The organism is Gordonia alkaliphila (assembly GCF_023017165.1).
GTDB classification, from domain to species: domain Bacteria; phylum Actinomycetota; class Actinomycetes; order Mycobacteriales; family Mycobacteriaceae; genus Gordonia; species Gordonia alkaliphila.
This window is the reverse complement of sequence record NZ_JALKBW010000001.1, coordinates 2,773,598-2,798,675: the sequence shown is the minus strand read 5'-3', so window position 1 is coordinate 2,798,675 and position 25,078 is coordinate 2,773,598. Positions and strand designations below refer to the sequence as shown.

Below are 25,078 nucleotides of genomic sequence, written 5' to 3'. Positions count from 1 at the left end.
CTTGGCGAAAGGTGCGGGGCGGTTCGTGTGGTGGTGCGGGTATTACGGGCGAGCGACAGCGGTGGCCATCACGCGCAGCGCGGAGACCAGTCCGTCGATCAGCTGGTTCTCGCGGAACGCGGAGACCGCTGCGGTCACACCCAGTTCGGCGACGCGGTCGTTGACACGACCGGCCACCTCGGCGCCCGAGACCACGACGATGTCGCGGGTGTTCGGGGAGACGGCGATCAGGGTGCCGTAGGCCGGCTCCGGCGCCTGCGCGAGGACCGCGCGGGCATCCGCCAGGACGTCGGCGCCCAGGTCGCCGATGTACACCGAAAAGCGCACCTCGGCGAGGTTGCTGGCGTCGCGCAACGCCTCGTCGAGCGCGATCAGTTCGTCACGCGAGAACGGGGGCGTGTCGAAGGTGGCGCCGGGGAACAGCGCCGCCGAGATACGGCCGCTGGCCGTGGTCGCGGCACCGAGGGGCAGACCCTCGGCGTTGGAATGACCGGCCAGGTCGACGACTCCGGCGGTCTGCGAAACGATTTCACCACTTGCCACTTGCGTACCCTCCCTCGATGTCGGCAGGCTCGAAATGACGAGGCAGTGCCATGGGTTCGATTTCTGTTGCACTGAACAACGCCGGGGCGCGGTCCCACTTCTTGTCCAGCGTGTACTCGGGAATGCGCGGACGCGTGATCCCCGAGGAGAACAGCATCGACACCACACACAGGGCCACGGCGAGCAGAACCAGCACGATCACTGTCAACCCGATGGGTACGACAAAGTCTTCCACTGTCAGCCTTTCGACGAGCGTCCGCTGTCGGACGCGTCCAGTCCGCGGGCTGCGGACCGTCTTTCGCTGTCTAATTTAACCCACCCCGGCCCGTTGCGTGCGCGGAGGGCCTACAGCGCGTCGTAGACGGTTCCCGAGGCTCGCGCACAGAGTCATGGACAATGGGGGTCGTGACGACCTTTTACGAGCAAATCGGTGGCGAAGAGACGTTTCGAGCGATCACCGAACGGTTCTACGCCGAGGTGGCCCACGACGAGATTCTGCTGCCGATGTACCCGGAGGAGGACTTGAGCGGCGCCGAGCGGCGCCTGCGCCTGTTCCTCATGCAGTACTGGGGCGGACCGCACACGTACTCCGACGAACGCGGCCATCCGCGCCTGCGCATGCGGCACGTGCCGTACACCATCGGCCCAGCGCAGCGGGATGCCTGGCTGCGGTGCATGGACGTCGCCGTCGCCTCGATCGGGCCCGACGTGCTCGACGACGAGCACCGCGCCCGACTGCAGGAGTATCTGCGTGCGGCCGCGCAATCCCTGATGAACAGCCCCGTATGACAGGATTCACCGCGTGACTTCCGACTATCCCACCGAGGTTCTGCCCCTGCCGCCGCTCGCGGCCCAGCCCGGCGGCGGAGACTGGTGGACCGACGCAGTGGTCTACCAGATCTACCCGCGGTCGTTCTCCGACCTGGGCGGCGACGGCATCGGCGACCTGGCCGGCATCGTCGACAAGCTCGGCTACCTCGAGTTGCTCGGCGTCGACGCCATCTGGCTGTCCCCGGTGATGCGCTCCCCCATGGCCGACCACGGTTACGACGTCTCCGATCCCCGCGACATCGACCCGACCTTCGGCACGCTCGCCGACTTCGATGCGCTGATCGCCGAAGCCCACGACCGCGACATCCGCGTGACGATGGACCTGGTGCCCAACCACACCAGCGACCAGCACGCGTGGTTCGCGGCCGCCCTCGGGGCCGGCCCCGCCAGCCCCGAGCGCGCCCGCTACCACTTCCTGCCCGGACGCGGCGAGACCGGCGAACTGCCGCCCAACAACTGGACGAGCGTCTTCGGCGGCCCGGCGTGGAGCCGCGTGCGCGAGGCCGACGGCGAGCTCGGCGAGTGGTACCTGCACCTGTTCGCGCCCGAGCAGCCCGACCTCAACTGGGACAACCCCGAGGTGATGGCCGACCTGGAGACCACCATGCGGTTCTGGCTCGATCGCGGCGTCGACGGTTTCCGGATCGACGTGGCGCACGGTATGGCCAAGGCGCCGGGTCTGCCGGACATGATCGAGCCCGCGGTGGTGCTCAAGCACACCGACGACGACCCGCGGTTCAACAACGAGGCCGTGCACGAGATCCACCGCCGCATCCGCGCCGTGATGGATCAGTACCCGGGCACCGCGAACGTCGGCGAGGTGTGGGTCGACGCCAACGAACAGTTCGCCGCGTACGTGCGCCCCGACGAACTGCACCTCGGCTTCAACTTCCGGCTCGCCACCGTCGACTTCGAGTCGACCGCCATCCGCGAGGCCATCGAGGAGTCGCTGGCCGCGGTGTCCGCGGTCGGTGCGACGCCCACGTGGACGCTGTCCAATCACGACGTCGAGCGTGAGACGAGCCGCTACGCACCGCCCGTCCCGGCCACCGACAACGACGACGACGCGCTCCGCGCGGAGGAGAACGCGCTGGGCATCGGGATCGCCCGGGCCCGCGCGATGGCGATGGTCGAGCTGGCGTTGCCCGGCTCGGTCTTCCTCTACAACGGTGCCGAACTCGGCCTCCCGAACGTGGAGCTGCCCGACGAGGCGCTCGTCGACCCGGTCTGGGAGCGGTCCGGCCGCACCGAGCGCGGTCGCGACGGCTGCCGGGTGCCGCTCCCCTGGGAAGGCGAGGAGGCACCGTTCGGCTTCAGCACCAACCCGAACACGTGGCTGCCGATGCCCGCGGACTGGGACCGGTTCACCGTCGAGAAGCAACTGGAGGACGTCTACTCCACGCTGTCGCTGTACCGACAGGCCATCGAACTGCGCTACGACCGACCGGAGTTCAGCGGCCCCCGCGTGGACTGGTACGGCGCGCCCGACGGCTGTCTGGCCTTCCGGCGACCGGGCGGCGCGATCTGCGCGCTCAACGCCACGCAGACGCCCGTCCCCCTGCCACACGGCGAGATCCTTCTGGTCAGCCTCCCGCTGGTCGACGGCATGCTCGCACCCAACTCGGCCGCCTGGCTGGTCTGACTACAGGAGAGACAGACCCAGCCGGGCGCGGCGCTGGTACACCGAGCCGTAGCGTGCGTCCACGCGGATCCAGGCCGGGCTCATCCGGACCCGGACGGGTTCGCCCTCGGCGATGGCCGTCAGCGGCGAGTCCTCGGTGATCTCGCGACCGTCGCCGTCGCGCACGAAGCCCATCGAGGTCAACGCGAACACCGCGCGCATGGTGATCTCGGCGCGCTCGTCCGGCGCCTCGTCGCGACTCACCGTGAGGACCGTCTGATCCAGCAGCGACGAGGCAGGCCCCAATGCTCCGGACTCCTCCCGCGCTACCTGAGAACCCTTGCGCGCCAACGCGATCAGCTCGCGGGCCGGGATGTCGTCCACGTGCACGAAGCCGTCGCTCCCGGGCAGCGCACCGCGCCAGGCCGCAGGCAGAGCGAAACCCAGCGCCACCACGTCGTCGCCGGCGGCCAGCGAGGCGGACACCGCGCCGGCGTCGGCCACCACGTCGGTCGGTTCCAACGAGCCGAACACCGCGCGGGTGGCCAGGACGTCGAAGCCGGTGCGCACCCACAGGCCCACCAGTCCGTCGTCGCGGCGCCGCAGACGCAGCACCCCGGAGTCGTCGACGCGCACCGCGCGCGCGACGAAGGCCGCGGTGTCGCCGCGGTCTTCGGGCGAGGCGAGCGTCAAACCCCGTGGTACACCGGCAGATTCGGTCATGGCGCGGCCGGATCGCGCAGGAACGACTGCAGGTATTCCTTTTCCTCCGCGGGGATCCGGCGCGGACGCTGCGTGTCGATGTCGAAGGACACCAGCTGGGTGCTGGCGACGACGGCGGGTTTGCTGTCGGGTGCGGCACCGTGCGGGCGCACCTCGTAGCCGACGGTGAAGTCGACCGCGCGGACGCGTTCGACGAACATGGTCACCGCGATCGGCGACTCGTCGTGTCGGATCTGGCCCTGGTACTTGACGTGCAGATCGGCCACCAGGCAGCCCTTGCGCATCGGATGCGTGGGCTTGTCGTCGTAGAAGAGCCACGGAATCCGGGCTTCCTCCAGCAGGTCACCATCCGAGCGTGGTTGATGTGGGCGAAGACGTCCATGTCCGACCACCGCACCGGCACCTGGACGACGTAGCCGTCCGGCGTCCGGTGTCCGTTGTCCTCGAAAAGTCTTCTGCCCGGGTCGATCTCGGTTGCGTCGTGCGGCACGGTGCCACCTCCTCGTCACTCCACCCTACGGCGACGCCCCGCGCGGTCACACCACGCTGCGCAGGGCGCGCACGGCCACGGCCAGTCCGGCGACGCCCGGCTCGGACGCGTTCTTCACCTCGTCGACGGTGGCCAGCACGCGCGCCAGGGTGGCGCTGTGCGCCTGTTCCCAGTCTGCGATCTTGTCCTCGGCGCTCTCCCCCGGATCCGACAGCGCCAGAATCGCGGAGGTGATCGAGCGGACCAGGGCGTGCAGGTCGTCGCGCAGCGCGAGGCGGGCCAGCAGGTGCCAGTGGTCCCGGCGTTCCTGCTGCTCGACGGCCACCAGCAACTCGTCGATGGCGAAGTGCTCGAGGACTGCGAAGGCGAGGTCGCCGACCTCGGCCACGGCCCGGTCGGTGATCTCGGCCAGATCAGCGATGTCGAGCAGGTGCACGCGGTACGGTGCGCGGGCCACGGCCCGAGCCAGGTCGGGATCGGCGCCGCGGGCGACGAAGTCGACGCTGACCGCCTCCAGGTCCGCGGCGATCGTCGGCCGCGCCCACCCGTCGATCTGGTCGGTCAGGTGCGCGACGTCCCGGTAGCGACGCACCTCGGCGGCGATGGCCAGCGGCTGCGGCCGATGTTCGAGGAACCAGCGGCTGGCCCGGGAGAGCAGCATGCGGGCTCGTTGCGTCATGGCGTCGAGCACCGCGGCGTCGAGGCCGGCGGCGCGGAGCACGGCGATCTGCGCACTGAATCCGAAGACTTCGGTGACCGCCGTGAACGCGCGGGCGATCTCGGTGACCGTCGCGGTGGTGGCCTCCTCGATGCGGAACAGGTGCGTGATCCCGCCGTCGTCGACGATCTGATTGACCAGCATGGTGGCCGCCAGCTGGCGCCGGAGGCTGTGGCCGTCGATGCCCGCGGCGAAACGTTCCCGCAGGGGCACCGGGAAGTAGTCCCGCACCAGCGGACTGAACACGTCGCCGTCGAGCAGCGGTGACGCCACGAGTTGGGCCTTGGCCTGCAGTTTGACGTGCGCCATCACCGTGGCCAGTTCGGGGCTGGTGAGCCCCCGACCGAGGTCCCCGGCGCGGCGTGCCAGCAGCGCCTCCGGCGTCGGCAACGTCTCCAGGGCGAGGTCCACTCCGTGCTCGGCCAGCTCGGCGAGCAGCCGGGCGTAGAGGTCGGCCTCGTCGTCGGCGCGCCGCCGCGCGCAGCCCAGCTCCGCGTTCTGGCTGATGTTGTCGGCCAACACGAGCGTCGCCACCTCGTCGGTCATCGACTCCAGCAGGCCGTCGCGGTCACCCGGCGCCAGAGTGCCGGCGGTGATCTGCGCGTCGAGCAAGATCTTGATGTTGACTTCGTGATCGGAGCAGTCGACGCCCGCCGAATTGTCGAGGGCATCGGTGTTGATCCGCACCCCGCACAGGTCCGCCTCCACCCGCCCGCGTTCGGTGACGCCCAGGTTGCCGCCCTCGCCGACCACCTTGACGCGCAACTGATCCGCGCTGACGCGGACCGCGTCGTTGGCCTTGTCCCCCACCTGCGCATCGGACTCGTCGCTTGCCCGCAGGTAGGTGCCGATCCCGCCGTTGAAGAGCAGATCGACCGGTGACCGCAGGATCGCGCGGATCAGTTCCGGCGGCGACAGCGCGGTCACCGTCTCAGCCAGGCCCAGAGCGGCCCGCACCTGGCCGCTGACCGGAATCGACTTGACCTCGCGGGCGTAGACGCCACCGCCCGCGCTGATCAGGTCGGTGCGATAGTCGCCCCACGACGAGCGCGGCAGCGCGAACAGCCGCGCGCGTTCGGCGTAGGACGCGGCCGCCTCCGGGTTCGGGTCGAGGAAGATCTGCCGGTGGTCGAAGGCCGCCACCAGCCGGGTGTGGCGGGAGGCGAGCATGCCGTTGCCGAAGACGTCGCCGCTCATGTCGCCGATCCCGACCGCAGTGAACTCCTCGGACCCGACGTCGACGTCCATTTCCCGGAAGTGCCGCTTCACCGCCTCCCAGGCTCCGCGGGCGGTGATGCCCATGGCCTTGTGGTCGTAGCCCACCGACCCCCCGGAGGCGAACGCATCGCCGAGCCAGAAACCGTAGTCGGCGGCCACCGCGTTGGCGATGTCGGAGAAACTCGCGGTGCCCTTGTCGGCGGCCATCACCAGGTACGGATCATCGCCGTCGCGGCGCGCCACCGCGCGCGGCGGGACGATCGCGCCGTCGACCCGATTGTCGGTGAGCGTGATCAGCGCGGCGACGAAGGCGCGATAGCACGCGATGCCTTCCTCGCGGAGCGCGGCTCGATCGGCGGCGACGTCCCCGGTGGCCAGCGGGGCCCGCCGCACCACGAAGCCGCCCTTGGCGCCGGCCGGCACGATCACGGCGTTCTTCACCGCCTGCGCCTTCACCAGCCCGAGTACCTCGGTGCGGAAGTCCTCGCGCCGCTCGGACCACCGGCAGCCGCCGCGCGCGACGGCGCCGAACCGCAGGTGCACGCCCTCCACGCGCGGCGAGTGCACGAAGATCTCGAACTCCGGGCGGGGCGCCGGCGCCGGCGCCAGCTGTGCGGTCGCCAGCTTGATCGCCAGCGTGGGCGCGTATCCGTCGTCGATCCGGCGGCATTCCGGGTCGTCGGCGCGGAAGTAGTTGGTGCGCAACGTGACGGCGATCGCGGCCGCGATCGCGCTGAGCACCCGGTCGGCCTCCAGACTGAGAATGGCGGCCAGCTCCGCGTCGAGGGCCTGCTCGGCGACGGCGATGCGGTCGGCGCGCTCCGCGTCGCCGATCGACGGATCGAACCGGGCACCGAACAGATCGATGAGTCCGCGCGCCGCGGCCCGGTAGTCGCCGAGGACCCCGGCGCAGTGGGCGACGCTGTTGCCGAGCCCGCACTGCTGGAGGTACCGGACGTAGGTGCGCAGCACCGCGATCTCCGCGCTGCTCATGCCCGCGCGCAAGACAAGCTCGTTGAGCGCGTCGATGTCGGTGTGTCCCAACCACATTCGACGGAAGGCCTCGGCCGAGCGCACGGCCGCGCCCGCCGGATCGGCCACCTGCACGTGACTCGCGGGCCGCACCGTGAACTCGTAGATTCGGACGCCGACACCGTCGGCCCGGTCCACGCGATACGGGTGTTCGTCGAGCACGGTGAGCCCCAGACTGGCCAGCATGGGGAGCAGTTCGGTGAGGGCGGCATCCCGGTCCGCGAGGTACAGCGCGAAGGTCCACGGCCCGTCGTGGGCGGTGCGCAGATCCACGTGCACGTCGCCCGGGACCAGGCCGACGACGAGGGGCAGGTCGCGGGCGGCGGCGGCCGGCGCGCGCTCCTCCCGGTAGCGGGTGGACACCGCGGTCAGCAGATCCGTCGCCGCACCGCCCGGCACGAGCAGCGCCCGGACCTCGTCCTCCCAGCTCGCCGCCGCCTGCGTCACCAACTGTTCCAGGCGCTGCCGCGCGGGCGACCCGATGCGCACGTCCTCGGAGCCGACACCGGCGTCCACGCGCATCATCACCTGCAACTGCGCGAGCGGTCCGTCGCCCAGTCGGGTGGCGAACTCCGACCGCGATCCGCCGAGTTCCCGCTCCAGGCCGCCGATGATCGCCGCCCGCACCTCCGACGAGTACCGATCCCGCGGCAGGAACGCGAGCACGCTGAGCGCCCGGTCGTCATGGCAGCGACGCGCGAACAGCCGCACCGATCGATCCACATTGGCCGCGAGCAGCTCGTCGAGGCGGTGCGCGATCTCGTCGACGCCGCCGGAGAACAATGCGAACAGCGGGTAGGTCTGCAGCAGTTCGACCGCCGCGAGGCCGTTGAAGGAGTCCTCGTCGTAGCCGCGTGCCCGCAGCACCTCGGCCACCTTCCGACGCACCACCGGAATGTCCCGAACGGACTGGTAGATGCCGATCGAGCTGAACGCGCCGACGAACTGGTGCTCCACGGCACCGTCGAAGAACCGCAGGATCACCGGGTAGCGCGTCCGCAGCACCCCGGTGGCGAGGTAGCCGCGATCGATCACCGGGCGCCTGCGTACCGACGCGGCGTGCTCGCCCTCGAGCGGCGCGACCCGCGCCGTCGCCGGATCGGACCAGACGCCCAGACCGGCGCCGCCCTCTCCGCGCGCATACCCGACGATGTGGAAGTTCACGCCGTCGGCGATCCACTCGATCAGCGCGCGATACTCGTCACGTTCGTCATCGGGCGCCACGAGCACATCACCGAGCGCCGTCAGCCGGGCGGCGATCGCGTCGGCATCCCGGGCCAGCGCACCCACCAGCTCCACCGCACGTGACACGGCGGCGTGCAGTCGGTCCGCGTCGAGGTCGGCGGAGCGGAAGACGCGGACGCTGATCCAGGATTCGTCGACGGCCGCCGCCGCATCATGTCCCCCGAGGTCATCCCCGAACGCCAGCAGCCGCCCGTCGTCGGCGCGCAGGACCGGCAGGATCGGGTGTTCGATCCCGGCTACCGACAGTCCGAAGGCCTCCACCGCGGTGAGCACCGATTCCACCAGCAGAGGTGTGTCGGCGACGACCACCGCGATCTCCACCGTCGCGTCGTCGGAGTCGATGATCGCGACCACCGAAGTGCCGGGCGACCGGACCTTCGCAGCGGGCGGAACGTCGGGGAACTGATCGTCGGTCATGGAACCTCCCATGTTCAGGAGGCTAGCCGCGCCCTCGTGTCATCGCGGCCGGTCACACATAGTCGTAGGCGGCCGTCACCGGCCGGCCCGGGCGGCGCGGTCCGTGCACCGGCGGTTCGACGAGTACCCGTCCGAAATCCGGATCCAGCCGCCGCCGCGCGAGCGCCTCCTCGCGATAGGCGCTGGGGGTCTGTCCGACCACCGCCTCGAAACGACGACGGAAGGTGCCGACGGACCGGAAACCGCACGCTGCGGCGATCTCGGCCACCCGGACCGTCTCCGGCGCCTGCAGCAGAGTCCGCGCGCAGTCGAGACGCCGCTCGGTGATCAGACCGGCGACGGTGATCCCCGTATCGGTGAAGTACCGGTACAGCTGGCGGAGACTCATGCTCAGCCCCTTGGCGATCGTCGACGCCGACAGATCCGGACAGGCGAAATCCCGGTCGATCCGCTCGCGCACCGCGTCGAGGACGTAATCGTCCGCCGGCCGCTGTTGGGCGAGGGCACCGCCGATGACGTCGACCACGGCCCGCTGTTCCGCGACGCCGATCCGGCGACTGCCGCCGGTGGTGTCCAGCACGAATTGCGTGACGAACTCGGCGGCCGCCGCACTGAACGGCGTGTCCAGCACCGTGGCGCCGGTTCGTCGAAGGCCCTCGCCGCGCTGGTCCACCAGCCGCGCGGGTGCCGACAGCACAGCCAAACGGGTCGGCTCAGTGAAGGTCCACTCGAGTTCCCGGTGCGGCGAGAACAGCACGAGGTGCCCGGCGGCGCACTCGATCTGCACCGCGCCGCCGCAGAGACGCAGGGTCGACGCGGTGTCGGCCACCGCCGCGTGCAGCTTCTCGTCCGCGGGGCCCGGATCGACGGGGTCCCCGATCTGCTCCAGCCGACAGGGCGTCAGCCGCGTCAGCTCGGTGGCCACCAGGCGACCTTCGGCCCGCCGAACCGTCGCGCGGAAGGCATCCGGCGCGGCGGCCGTGATCGACCCGAAGGCGGGATGTCCGGTGAGCCCGACGGCACCGGACAGCCGCACCGGTGCGTCAGTCGCCCGCATCGGCGCCGCCCTCCCGCACAGCCTGTCGGAACTGGCTCGGGGTGAGTCCGAACTCGGCACTGAAGCGTTTGGACAGCGTGCCCGCGGAGGTGAAGCCGGACGCCGCTGCCACTTCTCGCAGACTCATCCGCGGTTGCCGGACGAGCAGCTCGCGCGCGTGCGCCAGTCGTCGACGCGCGATCAGCACGGCGGGCGTGTCCTCGGTGTCGGCGAAGAAGCGGTACATGTGTCGTCTGCTCAGATACAGCATGCGGGCGACGGCGTCCCCGTCGAAGCCGGGATCGCGGTAGTGCTGCTCGATGAGCTGCGCGGTCACTTCCCGGACGTACAACTCGCTGTCTGCGGCCCGGAAACTGTCCGCCCGGTGTGGGGCGAGGGCCGCCGGATCAGTTCGGCGACGGCGAGTTCGGCGCCCGGATCGATCGGCGACTGCCGCACGGCCACATCGTTGGCGAAACGCGTGACGAAGGCTGCGGTCGCGCGCGCCAGCGGCGAGTCGTCGACCAGGGGCGCCATCGACCAGCCGCCGACCGGCCGCGGCCCGAGGAGTTCGGTGGGCACCCAGATGCCCGCGAGATCGGCGACCGCGCGCGACGAGTGCACGAACGGCGCGCCGTTGTCGACGGCCACCAGTTGCCGCGGATGGCTGTAGGTACGCGTGTGCTCACCGGCCGACACCGTGCCGCCGCCGACCAGCTGCTGGGTGCCGATGAGCACGAAGTCGGACCGGTACTGCTTCACCCTTCCGGGGTGCGGGCCGTGGTGCACGGGGTCCGCAGCAGCGAGAAGGCCATCAGGTGCGTCAGCGGACGCCAGTACAGGTATTCCTCGAACCCCGCGGGATCGTCGGCCGTGACCGCGAAGGTCTCCATCTGACTGTCGAGGCCCTGCTGCCCCACGCGATGCAGGTAGCGCGTGGGATCGGCACCGAGCGGATGCTCGGCGCCGATCGTCGTCTGCCACGTCTGAATCGCGGTCGGCGCCAGGCCGGTGGTGGCTGCCGGCCGCGTTTCCGACGTCGAACCAGTGTGCACTCTATCTCCGCTGCTTTCCGGTCACGCCCCTCATTCGGGGAGAATGTCTCATTTGCACACGAAAAATGCAACTACCGCCTCAGTCACGGGTGAGTTTGCGGTGCGTCACCCGGTGCGGGCGCGCCGCCTCGGCGCCGAGACGCTCCACCTTGTTCTCCTCGTAGGCTTCGAAGTTTCCTTCGAACCAGAACCACGTGCCTTCCTCGACGTTGCCCTCCCACGCCAGGATGTGGGTACAGGTCCGGTCCAGGAACCAGCGGTCGTGCGAGATCACCACGGCGCAGCCGGGGAACTGCTCAAGCGCGTTCTCCAGCGAGCTCAGGGTCTCCACGTCCAGGTCGTTGGTCGGCTCGTCGAGCAGGATCAGGTTGCCGCCCTCTTTCAGGGTCAGCGCCAGGTTCAGTCGGTTGCGCTCACCACCGGAGAGCACCTCCGACGGCTTCTGCTGATCGCCACCCTTGAAGCCGAACGCACTCAGGTACGCGCGCGAGGGCATCTCGTTCTGGCCCACCTCGATGTAGTCGAGGCCGTCGGACACCACTTCCCACACCGTCTTCTTCGGATCGATGTTGGCGCGGGTCTGGTCCACGTAGCTGAGCTTGACCGTCTCGCCCACCTTGACGGTGCCCGAGTCCGGCTCCTCGAGCCCGACGATGGTCTTGAACAGGGTGGTCTTGCCGACGCCGTTCGGGCCGATCACGCCGACGATGCCGTTGCGCGGCAGGGTGAACGACAGGTCCTTGATCAGCACGCGTCCGTCGAAGCCCTTGTCCAGGTTCTTCACCTCGACCACCACGCTGCCCAGGCGGGGCGGCGTGGGGATCTGGATCTCTTCGAAGTCGAGCTTCCGCTGCTTCTCGGCCTCGGTCACCATCTCGTCGTAGCGGGCCAGACGCGCCTTGTTCTTGGTCTGGCGGGCCTTGGAGCCCGAACGCACCCAGGCGAGCTCTTCCTTCAGTCGCTTCTGCAGCTTCTGGTCCTTCTTGCCCTGAACCTCCAGACGCTCGGCCTTCTTCTCCAGGTAGGTGGAGTAGTTGCCCTCGTACGGGTGCAGCTTGCCGCGGTCCACCTCGCAGATCCACTGCGCGACGTGATCGAGGAAGTACCGGTCGTGCGTCACGGCCAGAACGGCGCCCGGGTAATTGGCCAGGAACTGCTCCAGCCACAGCACCGACTCGGCGTCGAGGTGGTTGGTGGGCTCATCGAGGAGCAGCAGGTCGGGGCTGCTCAGCAGCAGCTTGCACAGGGCCACGCGGCGTCGTTCACCACCGGAGAGGTGGGTAACCGGAGAATCCCCCGGCGGGCAGCGCAGCGCGTCCATCGCCTGCTCGATCTGGCTGTCGAGATCCCACGCATCGGCGTTGTCCAGGTCTTCCTGGAGCTTACCCATCTCCTCCATCAGTTCGTCGGAGTAGTCGGTGGCCATGAGTTCGGCGATCTCGTTGAAGCGCGCGAGCTTGACGCCGATCTCGCCCATGCCCTCTTCGACGTTCTCCTTGACCGTCTTCTCCTCGTTGAGAGGGGGCTCCTGCAGCAGGATGCCGACGGTCGCCTCCGGATCGAGGAAGGCCTCGCCGTTGCTCGGCTGATCCAGGCCCGCCATGATCTTCAGGATCGACGACTTGCCGGCGCCGTTCGGGCCCACGACGCCGATCTTGGCGCCCGGGTAGAAGGACATCGTGACGTCATCGAGGATGACCTTGTCACCGTGCGCCTTACGGACCTTCTTCATGGTGTAAATGAACTCAGCCAAAGCTAAAACCTTTCTACCTCGGGAAACATTCCACCGAGCGGGTCATGTGTACAAGTCGAGTACATGCGCGTGTACAAGTCGGCAACCGGCAGGCTGCTAGGACTCGTCGCAGATCGCATGACACCAGCGTAGCCACAGTCACTTCTCCCCATCACTCGTGAGCCGCCCCCTTCATTCGGTCCGGACGTTCTGTGAGTCGTCGGTTTCCATTTGATGGGTGCACTGCCGAGCGTACTCGGCTGGGGTTAGGTAGCCGAGCGAGGAGTGCCGGCGGTGGTGGTTGTACTCGTCCTTCCAGTCGCCGATGATGACCTGTGCGTGCAGCAGCGAGTAGAAGCTGTTGATGTTGAGGCACTCGTCGCGGATCCGGCTGTTGAACGACTCGACGTACCCGTTGCGCCACGGCGAGCCCGGAGGGATGTAGGACAGGCCGGTGCGGGTGCCGGCCCAGTCGGCCATCGCCTCGCTGATGAACTCCGGCCCGTTGTCCGACCTGAGCACCGCCGGGGCGCCCCGGGCGGCGACGAGGTCCTCGAGGTGGGCGGTGAGTCGGTCGGCGGTAATCGAGCGCTCCACGAGGCCGCCGATGCACTCCCGGGTGTGTTCGTCGACGATCGAGCAGATCTTGATCAATCGTCCGTGCTCGTCGGCGTCGAACTGGAAGTCCACGGCCCACACCACGTTCGGCGCGTCCGCCGTCGGCGCGTCGACGGTCGAGGACCCGACGCGCTTGCGTCGACGCCGCTGCGGGACCCGGAGCCCTTCGTCACGCCACAGGCGTTGGATCTTCTTGTGGTTCACCACCCACCCCTCGGCGCGGGCGTCGTGATACGCCCGCCGATACCCGTAGCGGGGATGGTCCTTCGCCCAGGCGCGCAGCCACTCCCTGAGCGCCCGATCCGGGTCCGTGACCGTGTCGCCCTTGAGCGGTCGCCGGTACGCGGAGCGGCTCAGCCCGACCAGACGGCACGCCATCCGTTCGCTCACCCGCAACTTGCGCTTGAGGTGATCGACGGCGGCGCGGCGCCTGTCCGGGCTTAGAAGTTTCCCTCAGCCAGCTCCTTGAGCGCGGCCTTCTCCAGCTCCGCTTCCGCGAGCAGACGCTTCAGGGTCGCGTTCTGCTTCTCCAACTCCTTCAGGCGCTTTGCGTCGTCGGCCTTGAGGCCGCCGTACTGGTTCCGCCACCGGTAGTACGTCTGCTCGGACACCCCCAGCTCCCGGCACACCGCCGCGACGTCCTGACCATCGGTGAGCATCCTGTCGGCCTGCCCGAGCTTACGGACGACCTGCTCCGGGGTGTGACGCTTCCTGCTGTTCGTCATGATCTGACCAGTCTCCCTGCCCGCGACCGCGGGCAACAGGACGACTCTCATAACGACTGGACCTACGAAACGGGGTCAGCCCACTCGCACCGGGCGCATACCTCGGGTACATGAGGCGTGCCGCGTCCCGCAGCGTGGCCGGACACTTCGAGCCAATGTTCCCCGTCGCGGTAGCCTGCGCCTCGTAGAGCACCACAGCAGCACCGAGCAACGTCACAGCAACATAGAGTGAATCCGCGATCACAGAGAACAGCGAGTTGGGATCAGTCAGGTAGCGAGTCGGCCAGGTGTGACCGTGCGCGACTCCCGACGTGATCGAGTACATCGCAAGAACATGCTCCCCCATCGGACGGTTATCCCGGTTCGGCGCGTTCTCATCTACCCACCCCGCCGCGAGCACGATCATCTGCTCCATTGTCTGCGCGCCACGAACACTCGCATTGTCCAACTCATCGAGAACCTTCTTGCACCTCGCCAGGCCGTCGTCACACCCCTCGGTGCCCTCACCCACAGACAACGCCTCAGCAAACTTCTTCTGCCGGAGAACCTCGTCCTTGGTGATCCGCAAGGCACGATCACGCCTCTCGTCTCGATCCTCGCTAGACAGAACCCAGATGGTGCGAGAGGCCGCTTCCATCACCGCACGACACAGCGCGATCACCGAGATACTCCGCGTGACACCAGTCCCATCCCACTCATCAACCGCAGCAACCACCGTGGTCAGGTTGTCAGCCGCAGCCATCGCCGGGAACAGCGCGTGGTCGAACACCAGGGAGTCAGACACCAACTCACGTAGTTCGCCCTGCCACTCACCCGAGTCATCGAGCGCGATGGACGAACCATCCTCGGGAGGCGAAGGATCAACCCTCCAACGCTCAAACGCCCGCGCCTCTTCAATGCGTACGTCTATGCGCTCACGAGACGGAACCAACGCGCGAGTCAGAACGGCACGAGCTTCTGCGAGACCATCAACCTTGCGCGCACCATCACGCCGAGTCTCACGTCTCGTCTTCTCACGAGCCTTGTGCTCTCGAATCCGCTTGGCCTTGCGCGCCTTTGCACTCTTCGCCATTGGTCGTCATCCCCTCGGTTCTCATTACTACGAGCGACCACGAGCCTAGCCACAACCACCGACAACGAGTGACAGAGTTCTGACCAACCACCCCGGTTCGCCTCTCCCCGCGCGCTGCCCTCCCCACACCCCTCCCATATAGAACTACTCTTTCTCGATACTATTACAACACTAAGGAGACCCTGTACCTTAGTGTTGTAATAGTATCGAGAAAGAGTAGTAGAAAATCTAAGAGAGAAGCTAAAAGTGGAGGCGAAGCGGTGCTCGGAGTCGAGAAAGATATCCTTCTCGAAGAGAGAATCGAATCGAGAAGGATATCTTTCTCGACGGAGAGCGTAGCGAAGCCGGAACTTTTAGCTTCTCGATTCCCTACCCCTCGGGAGAGCGACACCTAGGGGATCGGTACCGGAGGTATCCAATTATGCAGGAGTGGCTTAGACTATACTATAAGAGGAATCATAGAGAGGAACGAACGGAGAATCATCGTTAGTATAATCTAAGATACTCTAATTGGAAGATTAGGTGTCGCTAAGGTTTTTTCGCGTTGAAAGGTCAAACCTAGGTTTTACCGAGGTGATTTCTGGGCCGATTTTCCCACTATTTGAGACTCGGTTAGCGTTTGTGCAGGTCAGGGCTTTAATGCTTTTTGGATTTAATTTATTCCACAAGGTATCCACAGAAAATTACGAAAACAGTGATTAAGTGAAACCTAGGTTTGACTAGAGAGCGTTGACTAGAGGCTTGTGAGGATTAGTTTTCTTCTATGTTATTCTTCTAGTTTCTCTCCTTGTTAATAACCTTGTGCATAATTTGTGTATAGCGATTACTATTTGGTTGGCCCTTGATCATAAGTATCCCCTCCCAATTGTAATGTTATCGGGAGGGGACACTATTAGTTTGCGTGGGATTATGTGAGAGTATTGAGAATAGCGAGTGTTAATCCTATGCTTTGATTATAGTTACCTTGCCTGTAAGACTTGATGATACTCGCATAGTTGAGGACTACGATCCGAGCGACTTCATCCGTTCCCACGACTCATGCGCCGCCTCAATGTCAGACTCGGTGAGCAACAAGTAGGACCACTCAACATCGGTAGCCTCCGCGTTGTTGACGATGTTGGCCCAGGTCTTCGCAGCCTTCTTCTTCGCCAGCACCTCATCCGATTGTGAGTCCTTGTCAGACTTAACCTCAACAATCCATCCACGATCCTGATCATCGCCCCTCTCGATGACAGCGAAATCAGGATTGTACCTACGCCCCGAGATTGTCCAGGTGATCGGCAAGTCATTGATAGCCAAGCGGGACCACACCAGCACGTCATCAGTGTTATCGACGGTCTTCGCCACTCTGAACTCCGGTCGTGAATCGAACGTCGAAGCCGGATACAAGCACTTCTTCCATCCCTCGTACGCACATGACCTGTCGAAGGACTCCACTGAGGATGGCACATGCTTCTTCTTGAACACTCGCGGTTTCGTGAGGGGGGTGAGACGTACCTCGTCGGAGTAGCTCACACCCGTTGCACTACTCGTCAACAACTCTTGAACAAGCCGAGACGTTCTACGCATGGTGCTATCAGTGAACGCACTCAGAATTACCGGAGCTTGGTCCCCCATACCTCTAATAACCGAATCAGCAATCTTCTTTGCGGCGTTCAACTCGTTGGGTCGCCGGGGCACACCAGGTGTATTCAAGATCGCGTTTATGAGACCGTCGCGTGTGACTTCTATCGGAAGGTCCAGCCGTCCCGCTCGAACTTGATACGAGTCGTCCACGACACCATCAACCTTGCCGTCCACGCTGGTCAGTCGCACTCGTTTCAAGTCCTCATCAGCATTCACACCAATTGCACGCCCAAGCGCAGTGAATCTATCCAAGTCAGTGATCTGATTCAGACTCACATCGGCTCTAGTCGGCACCTGGTCAACGTAAGGAAGAACAATCGCAACCCGGTTAGGAATCACCTCGTGAGTGCGCGCTCTCTTCTCCGCTGCCTCGTTCGCTTGCCGCCTCGCAGCCTCGGTTACGTCCTCCAACGAGCCGATACCAATTCCCGATCCCGTTGTCTGACCACCAAAGCAACTGATTGTTCCCGTCCCTTCGGGAGTACTCCCCGATCCCGTGGAGCCTTCCTCTCCACCAGTGGGGAACACAGCAGGGGTGGAACTTTCGGTCTCTTCTTTGACTATCACCTCGTTACCGTCAGCGTCGGTACGAGCCTCCATCCACACCGCGTAGTCAACGAACTTCTCATTCAGAGACTCACGCTTTTTCAGAATGTCCTCGTACCTCTCGTGCGCCAGCACCTCTAAAGAGTTGAGGAAAGGAACGTCAGTGTACGAGCCGAACGGCAGCCGCATACCTCTTCCCAATGTCTGCTCAGTCAGCACTTCAGAGATACTTGGTCGCATAGAGGCGATGACCCATACGTTCTTCACGTCCCAGCCCTCTTTGAGCATTCCCACTGAGATGATGATTCGCACAGGGGAATCAGGAGACTCAACATCATCCAGGTCCGCTAGAGCCTTCTCCTTGTCATCACCTGTCAGTTGCGAGTGGACTAACAGAGTCTTACCGATCCAGGCTCCATTATCGAAACTCTCGCTATCAAGAATGTCTCGGAACTCATCGGCAGCTTTCGTGTCTTCAGCGATCACCAGCATGACAGGATTCACACGAGCGAGACCATGCTCTTCGCAATACGATCCCGCAACTTCGGCCTTACACTTCAACAGAGTCACACCATCAAGCAACTTGGTGTGAGTATCCTTTCGCTCATCCTTGCGCGCCACAAGAACAGGTGTCTTCACATACTCGTCAGCGATAGCTCGCGCCAAAGGGTAGCGGTACACGATCTGATCGACCTCAGAAGGAAGTGGTGTAGCAGTCATCCCGATTACCACTTCAGGCACAAGTTCTTTGATCGTCTTGGAGAAGGCAGGTGACCGATAGCAATGGGACTCATCAGCCAGAATCACCAAGTCTTCCAAGTCCTTCAGCCACCCGTAGAGCGACCCTCCGAGAGTCTCTTGGAACTCATGGGTTGAGCGACCATCCCCCGTTTTCGAGGTGAGCGCCTGAACGGTGAAGATGAACAATTTGGTGAGACTCGTGTCACGAAGAGCAGCCACCGTTGCCGGAGTCTTGAAATTCTCACTTGTCACTACATACGGGCGCGACACCATACTTCCAGTCAAGGATTTGCGGTGACCAGGTGTGAAGTTCGCAATCGACTTGTCACGAATCGTTCGCCCAGGTGCAAGAAGAAGGAAGTTCCGGGCCGGGGTTTCAATCTGCGAGAAGTACTCGATCAGCGCAGCCATGACGTAGGTTTTTCCAACACCAGTGGCACTATCCACCACACACTCGAAAGGTGGAGGTTCATGGTCCACGTCGAAATGTTGGGACGTTGCCAGAGCCACAGAAGTCAGCGCCTCGCGGTTCGGCTCTCGAAGATCGAGCCTCGCACTGATCGTTTCAATCAGGTCTAAGTCAGCCAGTGTTGGGTAAGTCATTGATCGTCTCCTTCAGTATCAGGAAGTGTGGCGATCACAGAGTCACGCCGGAAAGGTGAAGTAGTGGCCTGATCACGTCGGTAGCGGTCCAGAACCGAAGCCGGGATCGTGCCCAAGGTCGAACCCTTCCGAGCAACTCTGAGAGCCTCGTGGGCTTCAGGGTCAACCTGCGTAGCCCACACACTGACAATCGCGTTCTCGGGTAGCAGGTCAATGATCGAGCCGATAGTGCTAGCACGAACGAGACCATCCACGACCACATATTGAGTACGACCTTGACGGCCAGCGAAGATTCCATCGGGTTGATACCGGACTCCCAACTGAGCACACATAGCCTCAGTGAGAGCACCATTGCACGCCCAGTCAGCGAGGAAGACTCGACCCTCGCACTCGGTGAACATGGATTCTCGAACCACGAGGTGCTTGAATCCACCTCCCCCATGCCAGTTGACGGTCACCTCATCCTTCGTCTTGGCAGCAGCGCGTAGGACTTTCATCGCCTCGGGCATGAGGTCAATGGTTGTCTCTTCATCAGGGTTCTCTGCCGCAGCCTTGCCGACCTTGTTGAGCAATCGCAGCAGCGTCTTTTGCTCTTCAGGATCGAGCGCAGGAGTCTCACTCTTTCCCTGTGAGCGAACTACCTGTGCAGTCTTCTTGAAAAGGTCGATGGGAAGTTCCGACTGGTCACCAAACTTCTTGACTAGAGACGCAAACTCCCGAGCCGGCTCGGGCGTCACCCCTTTAGGTAGTGTTACGCCATCAGCTACGACTCGGACAGAGGTAGTTGTAACTCCACCGGGATCATCACCATCAACGACCTTTTGCAGGCGCGGGAGAGTACAGCGTTCGACAGTTTCGGGTAACAACTCACTGGTAACCCATCGCCTGCCCATTTTGTGAGCGACAGCAGCAGTCGTTCCCGAACCACCATAACAATCGAGAACTATATCGCCAGGATTAGTAGAAATGTGGATGATTCGTTCCAAGAGCCGCTCAGGCTTCGGCGTAGGAAATGGTTCTTGCCCGGGAAAGAGCGCGGTCATCTCAGACTTCGCGCCTCTATTATGACTGACTTGATCGTTAGACCACCACGTTCTCGGAACATTACCCCTTGTAGGAATGTACGACTTGAACCCCAGCCCACCTGAGCAGTTCTCGCCACGCAGAATATATTGGGGCCAATTTCCAGACTCGTACTTTTTACGCACCTCTTCGCGCGCAACCTCCAATGGTACGTCGAGAACGAGATCAGGAATGTCCTCTCGGAACTGGTCATCCGATAGCCGTAGTCGTTTCAATCGCTCGCGGCGTGCTGCCCCGTCAGCGGTAATCAATCGATACGGTGCCCAACCCGACATAGCTTCAAACACCACGTCTTGGGCGGTAGCCCAGCAGCGACCAGGCGCGGGGTAGATCATCTCTCCTGTTACCGGGTGCTGTATCCCAAACACACTCGGGTGTTGACGCTTCCCCGGCTTCGTACCCGGAGCAGTGGGATTGTCGTCCCACCACGGTCCCCTCGGATCATCATCCGGGTTTGAAAACCGGATATTGTCTTTTGCCGTGCGCGGTAAGCGATTTGTCTCGAAACTATCCGCCTTGCGGTACACAAGGATTGTGTCGTGATCATCAGATATGCCAGCGTCAGAGCGGGGAGAATCGGCCTTCTGCCAGACTACCTCTCCGACGAAGTTGTCTTCACCAAGAACCTCATCCATCACTACACGACAACGATGAACTTCACTGTCATCAAGATGAACCCAGACCGAACCATCTTCACTCAAAAGCACCTTGATCTGATTGAGGCGATCCCTCAACATAGTGAGCCAGATCGAATGTGCGAGATTGTCCTCATAGAACGAGAATGTCTTCTTCGTATTAAATGGTGGATCGATATAGACAAGCTTCACTTGACCAAGGTATTTGTCCGCGTACTCGGGAATCTTCGCCAGCGAATCAAGAACGTGCATAGCGTCGCCCGTCACCAAGAGGTTGTCTGTGGTGGGGGTAGGCAGGTCGTCAGGACGTTCCTCGGGAGTGTCAGCCTCGTACGAGCCAACCTCGTCCAGCAACCGAACCTCGGCCACCCGGTAGTCCCCAGGGTCAATGAACGTGTAGTCGTACTTCCCATCCCCGACGCTCAGCAGCGCCTTGTCCTTGTCTGTCCAGGTCAGCTCTAGTGCTCCACTGTGCTTGCTCACCAGGTGCCCCGCCTCTCTCGATCCACGGTCAAACAGTAGTCCACGACCCACGCTCCCCTCGGTAGCGACTCGACCAGGACGGGCAGACCACCCTCCTTCAGGACACACCACTCGGTTCTAGTCATGGGATCACTCCAACTGAAAGAAGTGCCATTGGTGCTTTTGAATAATTCACGATCATCTTCTCTCCAAGCGTTCGTATATCTACCGGAAAGCCACAGTCACCGAGACAAACCCAGAGGGACGGAGAGCATTTCCACACCGTTAAGAATAGTCGTACGATCCAGGCATATCCACCGAAGAATGGTTCACAGCAGGAGATGAAGAGATATTCTGAGGGGCGATTGATATTGAGGTGCACAGTTAATACTTAATACTTAAACCTCTACCCAGACAAAGAACAGGCCACGCGGGGAAATGCTCATAACTCCGCGTGGCCTGTTGTGATGACGTGGAGGTTTCGCGCTCCACCGTCCGTCTGTTCGCACCTAACAGTATAGCCAACATGATCGATAACTCGCCACCAACGGCTTCAATTTCTTCGATCACACTGAAGAATCAATGCTCGATTTTGACGTGCCTATATTCCCTTGTGACCAATGAGTCAGGTTTGTCTGTTCGCAATTCATTCAAGCATGACTCTCACCCCACAAAGGAAATGCTCAGTCATGCAACAGTCATATCCTGCGATACCATCAGGACCGTCAAGCACCCGTGTACGCGAACGTGGTGCAAGTATCATCGCTCACCACCTCTACGGTCATCACTTCGAGACGTTCAACGACCTATGGAGCGAACGCGATATAGCCCGTGGTGCGGGACACAGGCTCAAAGAGAACAATCTTAGCGCGCTACTCAACATCATCTCTTGTAAAGCGGAGTCTCCCGTGATGGTTGATATTGGCCCAGGTCCACTTATCCATAAGAGCGCCGCACTTACGAAGTTTCACTCATGCCGCCAAGTGACGTGTCCAGTAAACGCCTACGAGATAGGTCAGCGTTTGGCCGATGGAGTTCGCTCCCTGGTGGATTCGCTAGGCGAAGGTCGAGTAATTCTCGTCACCATCGCCCCCATTGAGCAGACAGATTTGCGATCCATGATAAATCTCACCTACACAGGTTTGCACGAGGTTCTCGATTGTTATGGTGGTTCACGCTATCTCGGGCACTGTTTAGAAACACCAGTGAAGTTCATCCACAGTGAGACCACAGCACGTTGGTGGCCGAATTTGCACGCGATCATTTGGTCACCATCGAGCAGTGAGGTTCCCGCTCCCTGGTCAAACACTCACGTCGATGTTGACTATCAGGAATTGGTGACCGTAGAGGATCGAGAACGTGGGATCAACTACCTCGTCAAGTCGCTTACAGGTTGTCGCACCTCATTACAGCAGGTACTCGACCCCGCTACCAGCGTCTATCCGAAAGAACTTCTTGTGCTTGCCTCACACTTTCATGACGATCCTTCGAGGGCGTACCTCGGGGAGTTGTTGACCGAGTGGTTTGAGACGATCCATTCTCCACTCGCCAAGATCAGCACGTTGAAACGAAACGGTATTACTGTGATGGCGGGGGTAGCGCGACAACCTCGGTCCCTGCCAGAATGCTCAGACCAGCGCGCCAAGAAGTTCCTGGGGTGGGATGAGTACTCGAAGGTGAAGGACGCAAGACGCGCAGCAAACTCAGGCGATTTGCTCTCAGCCCTGACCTTCGAGAGTTCTATCCCGAGTCAGACTCCCCCTCGGGAGAGTTCTTGCTCTCTCCGTCAGATACTTCCTCACCGAAGGCCGAAGCAATCGCACTGTGAACACGGTCCTCGGCACCGGGGAGCAGGTGTACGTACACGTCGAGCGTTACCGATGTGGAGGCGTGCCCGAGCGCCTTGCTCACCGATGGAAGATCAGCACCAGCGGCAATCAACTGTGAGGCGTAGAAGTGACGGAAGTCATGCCAAGTGTGCCCCACGTTCAAGTCCCGGAGCTTCTTTCCCGCATGACTGGCGTTGTACTGCGATCCACCTTCGGTCACAAACAAGGGAGCAGTGAGCGGCTCACCACCCCGGTACTGAGCGATGTACCCGGTCAAAGCCTTGAACGCCGAATCGATCACCTTCAGCCGCCGTTTGCTGGTTGAGGACTTCAAGGGCTTCCACGCCGCAGTTCTTCCACCAGCAGCCTGTTCAGTGATCGAGAGTTCCTGCGTCACGGTGTTGAGCGAACCGATCCTTAGACCAGCGAGTTCCCCGATACGCAATCCCGTCTTACTCGCCACCTCAGCCATGACACCGAGAGCGGCACTCGAAGACCGCAGTCGTGCGATGAGGTCGTGCACCTGGTTGACACTCATCACGTCGGTGGGCATGGGTTTCGACACACCAGTTCCCTTGCGCCCCTTCTCGATCTGCGAGCATGGATTGACCTCGATCAGATCGCGCTTGACCGCAACCTCGAACGCACTGTTGAGCATTCTCGTCATCATCCGAACCGATCCTGTCGAGAGCGGCTCACCAGAGATGAACGAAGACTTCCTCAACTGCCGCTGCCATTCAGCGATAGCCGAACCAGTCACCTCGTTCAGCATGAGGTCGGCCAGCGGCACCGTCTGACGCACCAGGTTCTCCCGTAGTCGCTTCGTGCCCTCCGTTTCTGCGTCATCCTTCCAGTCAGTGAGGAAGTCGCGCACGATCAACTGCCGTCTGGTCCCAGCATGGGTTCGCAGTTGAACGACTTTGAGTGCTTCCTGGTCAGGCGCTCCCTCTGGTCCCTTGGCAAGCATTTCGTCACGAAGGGTGGACAGGATCGCGTCGTTCTTCGCACTTGACTCTGCGAGTGCCTCGTCCTTGATCGCCTCGCGTACCTCGGGCGTGTAGATGATCCCCAACTCACCATCGAGCGCCACGCGCTGTTGCCGTTCCCACAGGAGAGCTTGCGCTTTGGTGTCGAACGAGCGCGTGGTCTGATCGCCAGTTCGCTTGTCGTAGACACGAGCGCGCCACCTTACCCGGCCACTCGGCAACTTCAACCGCTGAACGCTCATAGGCTAACAGTACAAGACCTGTACAAGTTATTCCAGGCTCCGAGTACAAGTCAGATACTCGGTTCTCTGCTATTACCTGCTCTGATCTGGCCGTTTGACTTTTCGCTTCAAATTGTGCCTACAAGTTTATTTACATGGTGTAAATGAACTCGCCAGCCACGCCTTACCTCTTCTCAACCGCACATGGTCACAACAGCCCTCCAGTGTAGTGCTCTGCCCGAGATGCGCACATCGGCACCGGTGGCCGGGAGCCGGAACCACCACCGAACAGTTCCTGAGAATCGGCTGCCAATCCGGCTCGCCCCCTGGCTTTTCGTGGATTTCCCCGTAGTTTGGTTCAGGGAAAGTCCCCACCCCATCGACACTCGGGAGGCCCTCGCATGCGACTGCGGCTGAAGATCTGGCACCGGAAACAGCGCTTCGTCATTCGACAGCGGCCGGTCCTCAATCAGATCTATCGGTTGGTGGTCGGCGTCGTGGGCACCGTCATGATGCTCGCGGGCCTGGTGATGATTCCGCTGCCCATCCCCGGCCCCGGCTGGGTGACCCTGTTCCTCGGTCTGGCCGTGCTGTCCACCGAGTTCGCCTGGGCCCACCGCGCGACGTCGTTCATCCGCCGTCAGCTGCACCGCGCCGGTGCCCTGTCGAACGCGGTCGTCGAGCGCACTCGCACCGTGGTCGGCACCAACCTGGCGTACCACCGCCGGACCATGCTGACCCACGCGCGGACCGCGTACACCCGCATCTCGCCGCGCCCGGTGCACGCCTAATTCGGCAGCCCGACCCACTCTCCCTCGATCGGGGCCCCGCCACTGCGCGGGGCCTCGATCGTTTTCTCACGCGCCCCCGGCTGGGCGAGGTCGAGTCCCAGCGACACCGCCTTCATCTCCAGCGAGGACCGCTTGATGCCGTCGTTGCCGACGTATTCGTCGGTGTAGAGCGCCCCGTGCGCGATGATCAGCGCACCCCGCTGCACGGCGTCGGGCACCGTCGTGGCGAGTCGGTTCCAGCACTTCACCGACAGGAACAGCGACGGCCCGTCGCTCCACTGACCGGACTCGCGGTCCAGGCGCCGGGAATTGCAGGCCATCCGGAAGGTCACCACGTCGCCGTGTCCGTTGGTCTGTGCCCGCCGCGGTTCGGTGATCACCCGGCCGGTGACCGTCGCATAGGTCTCGAACATCTCGCCCACTCCTCGTCTCGTGTCGCGATGAGTCCGTGGCGGACTCCCCGATTCGAGGATGACGAA

The 25,078-nt window shown here is 63.2% G+C and carries 18 protein-coding genes and 1 pseudogene; 3 read left to right on the top strand and 16 right to left on the bottom strand.

The features are described 5' to 3' along the window. Positions 1–42 precede the first annotated feature (42 nt). A complete protein-coding gene (locus tag MUG78_RS12645) occupies positions 43–543 on the bottom strand; it encodes a DUF5130 family protein (protein WP_246995293.1) in 501 nt (166 codons plus the stop codon). Beyond that, positions 530–778 carry an aa3-type cytochrome oxidase subunit CtaJ gene (ctaJ, locus tag MUG78_RS12640; protein WP_246995291.1) on the bottom strand — a complete coding sequence of 83 codons (249 nt, stop codon included), beginning with the start codon at positions 776–778 and terminating at the stop codon, positions 530–532. The genes MUG78_RS12645 and ctaJ overlap by 14 nt, the downstream gene beginning before the upstream one ends. A gap of 161 nt (positions 779–939) precedes the next feature. On the opposite strand from ctaJ, the gene MUG78_RS12635 reads away from it, so the two are divergent. Continuing rightward, on the top strand, positions 940–1,332 hold the full coding sequence (locus MUG78_RS12635; RefSeq protein ID WP_246995289.1) for a globin: 393 nt from the start codon (positions 940–942) through the stop codon (positions 1,330–1,332). Between the two features lie 40 nt (positions 1,333–1,372). Continuing rightward, positions 1,373–3,016 carry a glycoside hydrolase family 13 protein gene (locus MUG78_RS12630; RefSeq protein ID WP_246997015.1) on the top strand — a complete coding sequence of 548 codons (1,644 nt, stop codon included), beginning with the start codon at positions 1,373–1,375 and terminating at the stop codon, positions 3,014–3,016. On the opposite strand, the gene MUG78_RS12625 is transcribed toward MUG78_RS12630, so the two are convergent. The 13 genes and pseudogenes from MUG78_RS12625 to MUG78_RS12565 all read right to left on the bottom strand — a co-directional run bounded on the left by MUG78_RS12625 (position 3,017) and on the right by MUG78_RS12565 (position 23,829). Next, positions 3,017–3,718, bottom strand: coding sequence for a DUF8185 domain-containing protein (locus MUG78_RS12625; RefSeq protein WP_246995287.1), 702 nt, complete (start codon positions 3,716–3,718; stop codon positions 3,017–3,019). Next, a pseudogene (locus tag MUG78_RS12620) lies at positions 3,715–4,187 on the bottom strand (acyl-CoA thioesterase). The gene MUG78_RS12625 and the pseudogene MUG78_RS12620 overlap by 4 nt, the downstream one beginning before the upstream one ends. Before the next feature lie 67 nt (positions 4,188–4,254). Then, the gene (locus MUG78_RS12615; RefSeq protein WP_246995285.1) at positions 4,255–8,850 is read right to left on the bottom strand and encodes an NAD-glutamate dehydrogenase domain-containing protein; all 4,596 of its coding nucleotides are present in this window, start codon (positions 8,848–8,850) and stop codon (positions 4,255–4,257) included. A 40-nt stretch (positions 8,851–8,890) separates the two neighbouring features. After that, positions 8,891–9,895 (bottom strand): AraC family transcriptional regulator, encoded by a 1,005-nt coding sequence (locus tag MUG78_RS12610; protein WP_246995283.1) that lies wholly within the window; start codon positions 9,893–9,895, stop codon positions 8,891–8,893. Further along, on the bottom strand, positions 9,882–10,211 hold the full coding sequence (locus MUG78_RS12605) for a helix-turn-helix domain-containing protein (RefSeq protein WP_246995281.1): 330 nt from the start codon (positions 10,209–10,211) through the stop codon (positions 9,882–9,884). Before MUG78_RS12605 ends, MUG78_RS12610 begins: the two co-directional genes overlap by 14 nt. Continuing rightward, positions 10,208–10,636: a hypothetical protein gene (locus MUG78_RS12600; protein WP_246995279.1), complete on the bottom strand. Its 429-nt coding sequence runs from the start codon at positions 10,634–10,636 to the stop codon at positions 10,208–10,210. Before MUG78_RS12600 ends, MUG78_RS12605 begins: the two co-directional genes overlap by 4 nt. Beyond that, positions 10,633–10,929 (bottom strand): hypothetical protein, encoded by a 297-nt coding sequence (locus MUG78_RS12595; RefSeq protein WP_246995277.1) that lies wholly within the window; start codon positions 10,927–10,929, stop codon positions 10,633–10,635. The genes MUG78_RS12600 and MUG78_RS12595 overlap by 4 nt, the downstream gene beginning before the upstream one ends. Positions 10,930–11,008: 79 nt before the next feature. Continuing rightward, on the bottom strand, positions 11,009–12,682 hold the full coding sequence (ettA, locus tag MUG78_RS12590) for an energy-dependent translational throttle protein EttA (protein WP_246995275.1): 1,674 nt from the start codon (positions 12,680–12,682) through the stop codon (positions 11,009–11,011). A 171-nt stretch (positions 12,683–12,853) separates the two neighbouring features. Beyond that, positions 12,854–14,004 (bottom strand): IS3 family transposase gene (locus tag MUG78_RS12585; protein ID WP_110477080.1). Its coding sequence is split into 2 segments (ribosomal slippage): positions 12,854–13,734 and positions 13,734–14,004, totalling 1,152 coding nucleotides; the frame shifts between segments, so codons are not numbered across the junction. Further along, the gene (locus MUG78_RS12580) at positions 13,958–15,076 is read right to left on the bottom strand and encodes a hypothetical protein (protein WP_246995273.1); all 1,119 of its coding nucleotides are present in this window, start codon (positions 15,074–15,076) and stop codon (positions 13,958–13,960) included. The genes MUG78_RS12585 and MUG78_RS12580 overlap by 47 nt, the downstream gene beginning before the upstream one ends. A gap of 1,002 nt (positions 15,077–16,078) precedes the next feature. Continuing rightward, positions 16,079–18,592, bottom strand: coding sequence for a DEAD/DEAH box helicase family protein (locus tag MUG78_RS12575; protein ID WP_246995271.1), 2,514 nt, complete (start codon positions 18,590–18,592; stop codon positions 16,079–16,081). Further along, positions 18,589–20,793 carry a site-specific DNA-methyltransferase gene (locus tag MUG78_RS12570; RefSeq protein ID WP_246995269.1) on the bottom strand — a complete coding sequence of 735 codons (2,205 nt, stop codon included), beginning with the start codon at positions 20,791–20,793 and terminating at the stop codon, positions 18,589–18,591. The genes MUG78_RS12575 and MUG78_RS12570 overlap by 4 nt, the downstream gene beginning before the upstream one ends. A gap of 1,719 nt (positions 20,794–22,512) precedes the next feature. Further along, on the bottom strand, positions 22,513–23,829 hold the full coding sequence (locus MUG78_RS12565) for a tyrosine-type recombinase/integrase (protein ID WP_246995267.1): 1,317 nt from the start codon (positions 23,827–23,829) through the stop codon (positions 22,513–22,515). A gap of 380 nt (positions 23,830–24,209) precedes the next feature. On the opposite strand from MUG78_RS12565, the gene MUG78_RS12560 reads away from it, so the two are divergent. Then, positions 24,210–24,599: a TIGR02611 family protein gene (locus MUG78_RS12560; protein WP_246995265.1), complete on the top strand. Its 390-nt coding sequence runs from the start codon at positions 24,210–24,212 to the stop codon at positions 24,597–24,599. On the opposite strand, the gene MUG78_RS12555 is transcribed toward MUG78_RS12560, so the two are convergent. Next, positions 24,596–25,012 carry a single-stranded DNA-binding protein gene (locus MUG78_RS12555; RefSeq protein WP_246995263.1) on the bottom strand — a complete coding sequence of 139 codons (417 nt, stop codon included), beginning with the start codon at positions 25,010–25,012 and terminating at the stop codon, positions 24,596–24,598. The genes MUG78_RS12560 and MUG78_RS12555 overlap by 4 nt on opposite strands. Positions 25,013–25,078: the final 66 nt, after the last annotated feature.

Coding starts and splice junctions, on each gene's coding strand:
- MUG78_RS12635 (WP_246995289.1), top strand. CDS start 940: ATGGGGGTCGTGACGACCTTTTACGAGCAAATCGGTGGCGAAGAGACG.
- MUG78_RS12625 (WP_246995287.1), bottom strand. CDS start 3,718: ATGACCGAATCTGCCGGTGTACCACGGGGTTTGACGCTCGCCTCGCCC.
- MUG78_RS12615 (WP_246995285.1), bottom strand. CDS start 8,850: ATGGGAGGTTCCATGACCGACGATCAGTTCCCCGACGTTCCGCCCGCT.
- MUG78_RS12610 (WP_246995283.1), bottom strand. CDS start 9,895: ATGCGGGCGACTGACGCACCGGTGCGGCTGTCCGGTGCCGTCGGGCTC.
- MUG78_RS12580 (WP_246995273.1), bottom strand. CDS start 15,076: ATGGCGAAGAGTGCAAAGGCGCGCAAGGCCAAGCGGATTCGAGAGCAC.
- MUG78_RS12575 (WP_246995271.1), bottom strand. CDS start 18,592: ATGACTTACCCAACACTGGCTGACTTAGACCTGATTGAAACGATCAGT.
- MUG78_RS12565 (WP_246995267.1), bottom strand. CDS start 23,829: ATGAGCGTTCAGCGGTTGAAGTTGCCGAGTGGCCGGGTAAGGTGGCGC.
- MUG78_RS12560 (WP_246995265.1), top strand. CDS start 24,210: ATGCGACTGCGGCTGAAGATCTGGCACCGGAAACAGCGCTTCGTCATT.
- MUG78_RS12555 (WP_246995263.1), bottom strand. CDS start 25,012: ATGTTCGAGACCTATGCGACGGTCACCGGCCGGGTGATCACCGAACCG.